Source organism: Parvularcula dongshanensis, from assembly GCF_014199615.1.
Classification (GTDB): Bacteria; Pseudomonadota; Alphaproteobacteria; order Caulobacterales; family Parvularculaceae; genus Parvularcula; species Parvularcula dongshanensis.
Window position 1 is genome coordinate 47,523 of sequence record NZ_JACHOB010000008.1, and the last position, 10,701, is coordinate 58,223.

At 68.1% G+C, this 10,701-nt stretch carries 7 protein-coding genes; 3 read left to right on the top strand and 4 right to left on the bottom strand.

Annotated elements, in window-relative coordinates; genetic code table 11:
* Window positions 1-9 precede the first annotated feature (9 nt).
* Window positions 10-1,926, top strand: a complete 1,917-nt coding sequence (locus GGQ59_RS14355) for a S9 family peptidase (protein WP_183819823.1) — start codon at window positions 10-12, stop codon at window positions 1,924-1,926.
* A gap of 15 nt (window positions 1,927-1,941) precedes the next feature.
* Here GGQ59_RS14355 and trmFO read toward each other — a convergent pair whose 3' ends face one another.
* Window positions 1,942-3,330: a methylenetetrahydrofolate--tRNA-(uracil(54)-C(5))-methyltransferase (FADH(2)-oxidizing) TrmFO gene (gene trmFO, locus GGQ59_RS14360; protein WP_183819825.1), complete on the bottom strand. Its 1,389-nt coding sequence runs from the start codon at window positions 3,328-3,330 to the stop codon at window positions 1,942-1,944.
* Window positions 3,331-4,030: 700 nt separating this feature from the next.
* On the opposite strand from trmFO, the gene GGQ59_RS14365 reads away from it, so the two are divergent.
* Window positions 4,031-4,975 (top strand): VOC family protein, encoded by a 945-nt coding sequence (locus tag GGQ59_RS14365; RefSeq protein WP_221401079.1) that lies wholly within the window; start codon window positions 4,031-4,033, stop codon window positions 4,973-4,975.
* 82 nt (window positions 4,976-5,057) lie between these two features.
* Here the strand turns inward: GGQ59_RS14365 and GGQ59_RS15280 are convergent, their stop codons facing one another.
* Together GGQ59_RS15280 and GGQ59_RS14370 are read right to left on the bottom strand one after the other, a co-directional pair.
* Window positions 5,058-5,192, bottom strand: coding sequence for a hypothetical protein (locus tag GGQ59_RS15280; protein WP_281373876.1), 135 nt, complete (start codon window positions 5,190-5,192; stop codon window positions 5,058-5,060).
* 2 nt (window positions 5,193-5,194) lie between these two features.
* Complete coding sequence (locus GGQ59_RS14370) at window positions 5,195-5,938, bottom strand: ZIP family metal transporter (protein ID WP_221401080.1); 744 nt, start codon at window positions 5,936-5,938, stop codon at window positions 5,195-5,197.
* A gap of 233 nt (window positions 5,939-6,171) precedes the next feature.
* Between GGQ59_RS14370 and GGQ59_RS14375 the strand changes: the two genes are divergently transcribed.
* Window positions 6,172-7,083: a DUF2167 domain-containing protein gene (locus GGQ59_RS14375; protein ID WP_183819827.1), complete on the top strand. Its 912-nt coding sequence runs from the start codon at window positions 6,172-6,174 to the stop codon at window positions 7,081-7,083.
* A 43-nt stretch (window positions 7,084-7,126) separates the two neighbouring features.
* Here GGQ59_RS14375 and uvrA read toward each other — a convergent pair whose 3' ends face one another.
* Window positions 7,127-10,039, bottom strand: a complete 2,913-nt coding sequence (gene uvrA / locus GGQ59_RS14380; protein ID WP_183819829.1) for an excinuclease ABC subunit UvrA — start codon at window positions 10,037-10,039, stop codon at window positions 7,127-7,129.
* Between the last annotated feature and the right edge of the window lie 662 nt (window positions 10,040-10,701).

The following is a 10,701-nucleotide window of genomic DNA, read 5'->3' on the forward strand; positions in this document are numbered from 1 at the left end:
GAGTCGGGAATGCGTCGAGCGATTTGGACGGTGATGACGGTGGTCGGCCTGACGGGCGGGGGCGCTGCGGCGCAGACGACGACCTACCCGGCGAAGGCCTTCTTCGAGACGACGAGCTTCGGCCTCGCCAGTGATCCCTATGCCTTCTCGCCCGATGGCGGCACGCTCCTCGTCAGTTCGGACGAGAACGGCGTCTTCAACGCCTACGCGGTGGACCTGACGACGGGCGGCAGGGAGGCGCTGACCGAATCCGCGAGCGATGCGAGCTTCGCGGTCAGCTTCATGCCGAACGGCGGCGGCTTCCTCTACACCGCCGATCAGGGCGGGAACGAGCTGAACCACCTCTACCTCGGCGGCGTTGGCGACGCGCCGCGCGACCTGACGCCCGGGGATGAGTTGAAGGCGAGCTTCGTCGGCTGGATCGAGGACGGCGCCGCCTTCGTCGTCTCGACCAACGAGCGGGACCCGCAGTTCTTCGACGCCTACCGCTACGATGCCGAGACGTTCGAGCGGAGGATGATGTTCCAGAACGACGAGGGGTTCGCCAGCCTCGTGATCTCGCGGGACGGCAACCTGCTCGCGGCGACGAAGGAGCGGACCTCCGCGGACAGCGATATCTACCTCGTCGACCTCGCAGATGGCGGCGAGCCGCGCCTGATCACCGAGCATGAGGGGAACGTCGCGCACGGCGTCTACGACTTCACGCCGGACGGGGAGAAGCTCGTCTACGCGACGGACGAACACGGCGAGTTCACGCAAGCCTGGACCTACGACGTGCAGAGCGGGGAGAAGGCGCCGCTGATCGAGGCCGACTGGGACGTCGCCTATGTCGGCTTCTCGCCTTCGGGCCGCTACCGCGTTCACGGCGTCAACGCCGACGCTTCGACCGAGGTGACGGTCACGGATCTTCGGACCGGCGAGGCCGTTCCCTTCCCGACCGGCCTGCCGGAGGGCGACGTCGGCTCGGTGCGCTTCTCGCGGAACGAGCAGCAGATCGCCTTCACGGTGGACTCTTCCCGGTCTCCCTCGGACGTCTTCATCGCCGAGCTCGGCGCCGGTGAGGCCCGGCGTCTGACCGACGCGCTGAACCCAGCGATCAACGCCGCCGACCTCGTCGAGGCGGAAGTGGTCCGCTACGAGAGCTATGACGGGCTCGCGATTCCGGCGATCCAGTACAAGCCGAAGAGCGCGAGCGCCGAGAACCCCGTTCCGGCCATCGTCCTCGTGCATGGCGGCCCGGGCGGGCAGAGCCGGACCGGTTACAGCGCGATGATCCAGCACCTCGTCAACCACGGCTACGCGGTGCTGGCGGCGAACAACCGCGGCTCGTCGGGGTACGGCAAGACGTTCTATCACATGGACGACCGCAAGCATGGCGACGTCGACCTGCGCGACATCGTGGCCGCGCGCGGTTACCTGGAGGGTCTGCCTTGGGTGGACGGCGACAAGGTCGCGGTGATGGGCGGCTCCTATGGCGGCTACATGACGATGGCGGCGCTCACCTTCCATCCTGAAGCCTTCGACGCGGGCGTGAACATCTTCGGCGTGACGAACTGGGTCAGGACGCTGGAGAGCATTCCGGCCTGGTGGGGCTCTTTCCGCGAGGCGCTCTACGACGAGATGGGCGACCCCGCGACCGATGCGGAGCGGCACCGGGCGATCAGCCCGCTCTTTCACGCGGAGAACGTGACGAAACCCGTCCTGATCGTTCAGGGCTCGAACGATCCCCGCGTCCTCCAGGTCGAGAGCGACGAGATGGTCGAGGCGCTGCGCGAGAACGGCGTGCCGGTCGAGTACGTCCTGTTCGACGACGAGGGCCACGGCTTCCTCAAGCGGGACAACCGCATCGAGGCGTCCGAAGCCTACCTCGCCTTCCTCGACCAGTACCTGAAGGGCAAGGGCGAAGAGAGCCGGGAAGGGGACTGATCGCCGATCGGACGATCAGGCCGCCGCGCGTGCCTGGCCGAGCCAGCCTTCGAGGTCCTGAAGCGCCCGCGCCGTGATGAGGCGCTTGCGGGCGCGGCCCTTCTCCTTCCCGCGCAGCCGGTTCCCTTCGGGGTCGCGGCTCGGCGCGGCCATCTCGGGGAAGAGGCCGAAGTTGACGTTCATCGGCTGGAAGCTGCCCTTGCCGTCACCGATGTGCCCGCCCGTGATGTGACCGTGCAGCGCGCCGAGCGCGGTCGTCAGCGGCGGCAGGTCCGCCGCGCGGCCTTCGGCCTCCGCGACCGCGAAGCGGCCCGCCAGGAGGCCCATGGCCGCGCTCTCGAGGTAGCCCTCGACGCCGGTGATCTGCCCTGCGAAGCGCAGGCGCGGCATCGCCTTCAGGCGAAGCTCCGTGTCCAGAACCTTCGGCGAGTTGAGGAAGGTGTTGCGGTGGATGCCGCCGAGCCGCGCGAAGCGCGCGTTCTCGAGCCCCGGGATCAGGCGGAAGACGTCGCCCTGCGCGCCGTATTTCAGCTTCGTCTGGAAGCCGACCATGTTGTAGAGGGTGCCGAGGGCGTTGTCCTGGCGCAGCTGAAGGACGGCGTAGGGCCGTTTGCCCGTGCGGGGATCGGTCAGGCCGACGGGCTTCATCGGACCGAAGCGGAGCGTGTCCCGGCCGCGCGATGCCATCACTTCGACCGGAAGGCAGCCCTCGAAGTACGGGGTGTCCTTCTCCCACGCCTTGAACTCTGCGGTGTCGCCTTCGAGGAGAGCGTCGAGGAAGCGGTTATACTCTTCTTCCGAGAACGGAAGGTTGATGTAGTCCTTGCCGGTGCCGCCCGGCCCCGGCTTGTCGTAGCGGGATTGGTACCAGGCCGTGCCGAAGTCGATCGAGTCCTTGTGGATGACGGGCGCGATGGCGTCGAAGAAGGCGAGCTCTTCCTCGCCCGTCAGGCCCTTGATGGCCTCTGCGAGCGGCGCCGCCGTGAGGGGCCCGGTCGCGACGATCACGTTGTCCCAGTCTTCGGGCGGAAGGCCTTCGATGACCTCGCGCACGATGGTGACGTTGGGGTGGGCGGTGAGCGCCTCGGTCACGTCCTGGGAGAAGCCGTCGCGGTCGACCGCCAGCGCGCCGCCGGCGGGCACCTTGTTCGCGTCCGCGCAGCGCAGGATGAGGCTGCCCGCGCGGCGCATCTCCTCGTGCAGGAGGCCGACGGCGTTGTTCTCCGCGTCGTCCGAGCGGAAGGAGTTGGAGCAGACGAGCTCCGCGAAACGGTCCGTCGCGTGCGCCTCCGTACTGCGGACGCCGCGCATCTCGTGAAGGACGACCTCGTGGCCCGCTTCGGCGGCCTGCCAGGCCGCCTCCGACCCCGCGAGGCCGCCGCCGATGACGTGTATCTTGCTCATGGGGGGCACATAGCGAGGGGAGGGCGAGGGCGGAAGGTGGGCAGCCAGCGTCGTCCTTGATCTCTTTTGTGGCGCTACCGGCGGGCTGACCGCCCGCCTGCTTGAGCGCTGGCTGGCGGCACGGGCCTTCGGCCCCGGGCGCCAGCGGGCGCGGGGCCAGCGAGACCGGAAGCGAGGCAGCGCTCATCGTCCGCTTGCGCGGTGGTACGATGGTCCGGGGTGTCCCGCGCGCGGCTCGCCGCAGCGAAGGGTTTGATTTGGAGGTGCTGCGGCGTGAAGGGTCCCACACCGTAGCCTGACGCGCGGTACGGGACCCTCCACGCTCCTCAGCGCGATCCGCCGGGGCCGTTCTTCAGCTCGCCCGGCGCGTGTCTGGCCTGAGGACGTGGGTAGCATTCCATCTACCAGACGCCTCAGCACGTGGTCCCGCAGCGGCAGGCAGGAGGAACGTCAGCTGTCCGCCCCGCCCCGGCCCTGCCGCGACGCGGGGAGAATGGCACGGGCCCAAGGGGGCGGGGATAAGTCGTCGGGCGGTCGCGGCACGCGGCCGCCATTGGCGACCGCCCTACGGGACGCAGGAGCCGATCGGAGGATCGCGGCGGGCCCTTCGCTGTGGGGGCGAGTTGACCTCAGGGCCGCATCGCCCTTCGCTGAAAAGCGAAACGCGCCGGCAGACCACGGCGCTTCGGAGGAAACGATCGTGAAGTTCTTACGCGCGCGGCTCGTCGCGCCAGCCATGACGGTGGGATTGATGCTTGGGTCAGCGACTGCGCAAACTCCGGAACGTCCGGCCATCACCGGCGTCTCGCACCTCGCCGTCTACGCCGCCGACCCCGACGCGAGCGAACGGTTCTACGTCGAGACGCTCGGCGCGACCCGGCGCGCGGATCCCACGGACCCGGACGGGGTACGCTACTACTTCTCTCCGAAGCAGTTCGTGGAAGTCCTGCCTCTCCCGGCGGAGGCGGGCGAGAAGAACCGCCTCGCCCATGCGGCCTTCGCGACGGAGGACGCCGAGGCCCTGCGCGCCTACCTCGAAGCGAACGACGTGAAGGTGCCCGACGGCGTCGAGAAGGCGAGCGACGGCAGCGCCTGGTTCGAGGTCGAAGATCCCGAGGGCACGCCGGTCCGGTTCGTAGAAGCGCCCGAAACGCTGCCCGACGTGCGCGACAACCCGATATCGAGCCGCGTCATGCATGTCGGCTTCATCGTCCACGACCGCGCGCGGCAGGACGCCTTCTACAAGGACGTGCTCGGCTTTCGCGACTATTGGTCCGGCGGGCCCGAAGGCGAGCGGGAGGTCTGGGTTTCCTTACAGGTCCCCGACGGGACGGACTGGGTCGAGTACATGATCGTCGGCGAGCCGGACGGGCACGGCATCCCCGAAGACATGAGCAAAGACACGCTCGGCGTCCTCAACCACTTCGCGCTCGGCGTGCCGAACACGCGGGACACCTACACGGTCCTGTGGAACGAGGAGCGCCTGGCGGGCCAGGACGAGGTCCCGAAGATCGGGCTCGACGCGAAGTGGCAGCTCAACCTCTACGACCCGGACGGCACCCGCGCCGAGTTCATGGAGTTCGCGCCGATTGGCGAGCCCTGCTGCAACCCCTTCAAGGGTGCGCATCCGAGCGCGGACGAGTAGGGCGGGGAGGGCCGCCCTAGGCGCTTCTAGCCTCGGCGGCAGCGCCGGTCCCGATGCGCCTCCGAGACCGGAAGCCGCGCCGTCATGCGGCGGGCGCGGCTTCCGGTCCGGTCGGCGCGGTCGCAGGCCTCGCACGTCCAGACGCGCGCGTCGCGTGCCCCGCCGCGCGCAGGCAACGGCCAAGGCCCGCCAGCGTGTCGTCGCCGAAGAGCAGCATCGTCAGCCGGCATAGCCCGCGATGAGCGCGAAGCCGGCGAAGCCGAGCGAGAAGCCCAAAGTGGAGCCCCAGCGCGGCGGGCCGGGCTCGTCGCCCTCCGGCACCACGTCTTCGATCGTCGCGAGGAGGAGGAGGCCGACGATGCCCGCGAGGACGGCGTTCTGAACCATCTCGGGGCGGCCCTGGAGGAGCAGGAAGCCCAGAAGCGCACTGACGAGGACGGGTAGGAACATGCCGCCGAGGCCGAGGAGGCGGGTCCTGCGCCGTGCGCCCTCGTGCTTCAGGTTGGCGTTGGCGGCGTAGCCGCCGGGAACGTTCGCGATCAGCTGCGCCGCGGCCAGGAGGAAACCGAGGTCGAGGGCCACTGCGGACCCTGCGCCGGTGACGAGACCGTCGCTGACGAGGTCCGCCCCGATGGCCGCGTAGACCATCCAGGCCTTCGTGCTCGCGCCCTTCGCGCCGCCAACCGCCTTGTGCCGCCTTACCGCCCGGACCCCGCGAGACAGGGCGACCGACACGCCCGCCCCGATCAGGAAGGCGAGGACGACGCCCCAGCGGGGCACCGAGGGCAGGATCCGCGGCATCAGGTCGACGCTGATCAGCGCGATGGCGATGCCGGCCGCCGCATGCAGCGCCGTGCCGACGAGCCATCGGGGTGCGTCGGTCCGCTCCGCCAGAAGACCGCCCGCCATGTTCCCGACGCCGGGAAGAAGGGCGTATGCGAGGACGAGGAGTAGGTCGCTCATGATCCGGCTCCGATTGCCTGCCACTGGGCGTAAGGCGGAAAAGGGGCGAGCGGTGCGGTCCGGCCTGCGCCTCACCCGGCGGCCTCTTTCGGGCCCTACGTCCCCACACACGGATCGCGGTGCGGTTGGTTCCGCCCCGACCTGTGGTTTCCCCCATGTTTGCCAAACTAAAGGTTGTGCTTGCCTCGGCGTTCGCAACCCGTCATTCTCGGCGCGGGAACTGGGGACATTCCATGATCAGAAAATTTGCTGCGGTGGCGGCGCTCGCCGCCTTGTGCGCTGTTGCGCATGCTCAGGATACGGAAACGGCGCTGGCGGACGAGGCGGCGCCCGATGCACGCGACGCCGCGTGGGCCGAGGCCTTCCAGGACGGCCTCGAACGCCGGACCGGAAGGATCGAGATCGCGGACGGCGTGGCGATCCTCGAGGTACCCGAGGACTTCTACTTCCTCGGTCCGGAAGACGCGGCGGCGGTCCTCGAAGAGGCGTGGGGCAACCCCGAGGACGAAGCGATCCTCGGGATGATCTTTCCGGCACGCTTCTCTCCGCTCGACCGGGAGAGTTGGGGGGTAAGCCTCAGCTATGACCGCGACGGCTACGTCTCGGACGACGACGCATCGTCGATCGATTACGACGAATTGCTCCAGCAGATGCAGGACGGCGCCGAAGCGCAGAACGCGTGGCGCCAAGAGAACGGCTACGGCGCGGTTCACTTGCTCGGTTGGGCGGAGTCGCCGTCCTACGATCCTTCGACCAGCAAGATGTTCTGGGCGAAGCAGCTTCGCTTCGAGGGAACGGATGTCGACACGTTGAACTACAACGTCCGCGCCCTTGGCCGCGAAGGCGTGCTGAACGCGAACTTCATCGCCACGATGGGCGACCTCGCCGAGATCAAAGAGGCCTCACCGGCCGTGATGGAGATGATCTCCTTCAGCGCGGGGAATCGGTATGCGGACTATCAGGAAGGCGACAAGGTCGCTGCCTACGGCATCGCCGGGATGGTGGCCGGCGGCGCGCTGCTGGCGAAGAAGTCCGGCCTGATCGCCGTGGCGCTCATCGCGCTCAAGAAGTTCGGCATCCTGGCGCTCGCCGGCATCGGCGCGATGTTCGGCGCCGTCAAACGGCTGTTCTCCAAGGAGTTCTAGAGCCGGTCGCTCGAACCGGGTCGAGCAGCGGCTCGCCGCCTCGTCAGGCGGCGAGCCGCTTCTTTCCCTTCTTGGTCTTACCCGCCTTCTCCCGCGCGGCCTGATGCTCGTCGTAGCGGCGCAGGGTTTCCTTGAGGAACCGGCCCGTATGGCTCGCCCCGTTCTCGGCGACGTCCTCGGGCGTGCCGGTCGCGACGATCCGGCCGCCGCCGTCCCCGCCCTCGGGACCGATGTCGATGATCCAGTCGGCCTGCTTGATGACGTCCAGGTTGTGCTCGATGATGACGACCGTGTTGCCGTTGTCGGCGAGCTCCTGGATCACCTCCATCAGCTTACGGACGTCCTCGAAGTGCAGGCCCGTCGTCGGCTCGTCGAGGATGTAGAGCGTGCGGCCGGTCGCCTGACGGCTGAGTTCCTTGGCGAGCTTCACCCGCTGCGCCTCGCCGCCCGACAGGGTCGTAGCCTGCTGGCCGACCTTGATGTAGCCGAGGCCGACGCGGCACAGCGTACGGAGCTTGTTGCGGATCGAGGGGACGGCGGAGAAGAACTCCGCGCCCTCCTCGACGGTCATGTCGAGCACGTCCGCGATCGACTTGCCCTTGAACTCGACCTCGAGCGTCTCGCGGTTGTAGCGGTGGCCCTTGCAGACGTCGCAGGTGACGTAGACGTCCGGCAGGAAGTGCATCTCGATCTTGATGACGCCGTCGCCCTGGCACGCCTCGCAGCGGCCGCCCTTCACGTTGAAGGAGAAGCGCCCCGCCTTGTAGCCGCGCGCCTTCGCCTCGGGCAGCCCGGCGAACCACTCGCGGATCGGGCCGAAGGCGCCGGTATAGGTCGCGGGGTTCGAGCGGGGCGTGCGGCCGATCGGGGACTGATCGATGTCGATGACCTTGTCGAGGTGCTCGAGGCCTTCGATCTTGTCGTAGCGTCCGGGCACGACCTTCGCGTTCATCAGGCGGCGCGAGGCGGCCTTGTAGAGCGTCTCGATCGTCAGGGTCGACTTGCCGCCGCCCGAGACGCCCGTGACGCAGGTGAGGAGGCCGATCGGGAACTCCGCGGTCACGTTCTGAAGGTTGTTGCCGGTCGCCCCTTCGATCCGGATCATGTGCTTCGGATCGACCACGCGCCGCTCGTCCGGGATCGGCACGTCCCTCCGCCCGGCGAGGTAGTCGCCCGTCACCGAGGCGTCGTTCGCCATCACCTCTTCGGGCGTGCCGGAGGCGATGATCTGTCCGCCATGGACGCCCGCGCCGGGGCCGATGTCTAGGACGTAGTCGGCGGTGCGGATCGCGTCCTCGTCGTGCTCGACCACGATGACGGAGTTGCCGAGGTCGCGCAGGCGGCGAAGCGTCTCCAAGAGGCGCTCGTTGTCGCGCTGGTGCAGGCCGATCGAGGGCTCGTCGAGGACGTAGAGGACGCCCGTCAGCCCCGAGCCGATCTGCGAGGCGAGGCGGATGCGTTGGCTCTCACCGCCCGACAGCGTGCCCGACGCCCGGTTCAGGCCTAGGTAGTTAAGGCCCACCGAGTTGAGGAAGTGGAGCCGGTCGCGGATCTCCTTGAGGATGCGCTCCGCAATGCTCTGCTGTTTCTCCGTCAGCTGACCGTCGAGCGAGCGGAACCAGGCGTCCGCGTCGCGGATCGACAGGGCGGTGGCGTCGGCGATGTCCGAGCCCGCGATCTTCACGGCGAGGGCTTCGGGCTTCAGGCGCTTGCCCGCGCAGACCTTGCACGGCGCTGCGGACTGGAACTTCTCCATCTCCTCGCGGACCCAGTTCGAGTCCGTCTCGCGCCAGCGGCGCTCGAGGTTCGGGATCACGCCTTCGAAGCTCTTCGTCGTGTCGTACTGGCGCAGGCCGTCGTCGTAGACGAAGCGCACCTTCTCGCCCTTGGTGCCGTAGAGGATGAGCGCGCGCTGCTTGTCGGTCAGGTCGCGCCACTTGGTCTCGACCGTGAAGCCGTACTTGGCGCCGAGCGCTTCGAGCGTCTGCGTGTAGTAGGGGCTCTGCGTCTTGGACCAGGCGGCGATCGCGCCCTTTCTGAGGTTCACCTCGGGGTCGGGCACGACGAGTTCGGGGTCGAAGACCTGGCGTGCGCCGAGGCCGTCGCAGGCGGGGCAGGCGCCCTGGGGCGAGTTGAAGGAGAAGAGCCTCGGCTCGATCTCCTCGATGGTGAAGCCCGAGACGGGGCAGGCGAACTTCGCGGAGAAGGTGATCTTCTGCTCGTCCTCGTCGCCGCGGGTCGCGCGCTCGGCCACGGCAAGGCCGTCGGCGAGTTCGAGCGCGGTCTCGAAGCTCTCCGCGAGGCGGCTCTCGATCCCTTCCTTGATGACGACGCGGTCGACGACGACGTCGATGTCGTGCTTGAGCTTCTTGTCGAGGGCGGGGACCTCGGCGACCTCGTAGAACTCGCCGTCGACGCGCACGCGCTGGAAGCCGCGCTTCATCAGCTCAGCGAGCTCCTTGCGGTACTCGCCCTTCCGTCCCCGGATCATCGGCGCGAGGAGGTAGAAGCGGCTGCCTTCGCCCGTCGCCATCAGGCGGTCGACCATCTCCGAGACGGTCTGCGAGCTGATCGGCTCACCCGTGACCGGCGAGTAAGGCACGCCGACCCGCGCCCAGAGGAGGCGCATGTAGTCGTAGATCTCGGTCACGGTCGCGACCGTCGAGCGCGGGTTCTTCGAGGTCGTCTTCTGCTCGATCGAGATGGCGGGAGAGAGCCCGTCGATCTGGTCGACGTCGGGCTTCTGCATCAGCTCCAGGAACTGGCGCGCATAGGCCGAGAGGCTCTCGACGTAGCGGCGCTGACCCTCGGCGTAGATCGTGTCGAAGGCGAGCGAGGACTTGCCCGAGCCGGACAGGCCCGTGACGACCACCAACGCGTCGCGCGGCAGCGTGACGTCGACGTTCTTCAGATTGTGCTCACGCGCGCCAGAGACACGAATGTGGGTGAGGGACATGCAGCCTCCCGCCGGCAAAGGGGTGAGTCTAGGCCGTTAACCTCTGACGGCCCCGTGAACAAGAGGGGAACGTCGCCTTCCGCCTGCCAACGTGGCCAGGCGCCACGGCGACGATGGCCGCTCAGCCCCGGTCATCGCCCCTCCGTGATCCCGCACACCTCACTGCGTCGAGCCGCTTGAATTCGGGAGTCGGCTGGTGCAAGGCAGCAACAAGCTACGCAGTTGGTAGAACTCAACTTTTCGCGATCGGGAAAGTCTGCCTCACTAGTTTCACGTAAACGCCTGATCTCGTCTCCATCCGCGCCTTAGCGGCTTCGAAGCACGAGCGTTGCGGGACGGTTCGCGGTCGCAGGTTTGTCTGTGCGCGAGTCCGACGGCGGAAGAAGGAAGGCGCTGCCATCAACGATTGCCGCCCGGACAAAGAAGCCGGCGGTGCGTCGGTCCGCACGTGACGCGGCCGTCCGGGAGGTGAAGTGAGGCCGTCACGTTCGGCTGGCTTTATCGATCATGCAGCGGGACTGCAGGGACATGGATATGACGAATCAAGGTGGACTACGGTCGATCTCGGACCGGATCGTGGTGATCAACCTGCCGTCTCGCCAGGACCGGCGGACCGCGATCGGCGGCGAGCTGGCGCGGCTCGGCGTGACGCTCGGCGAGGG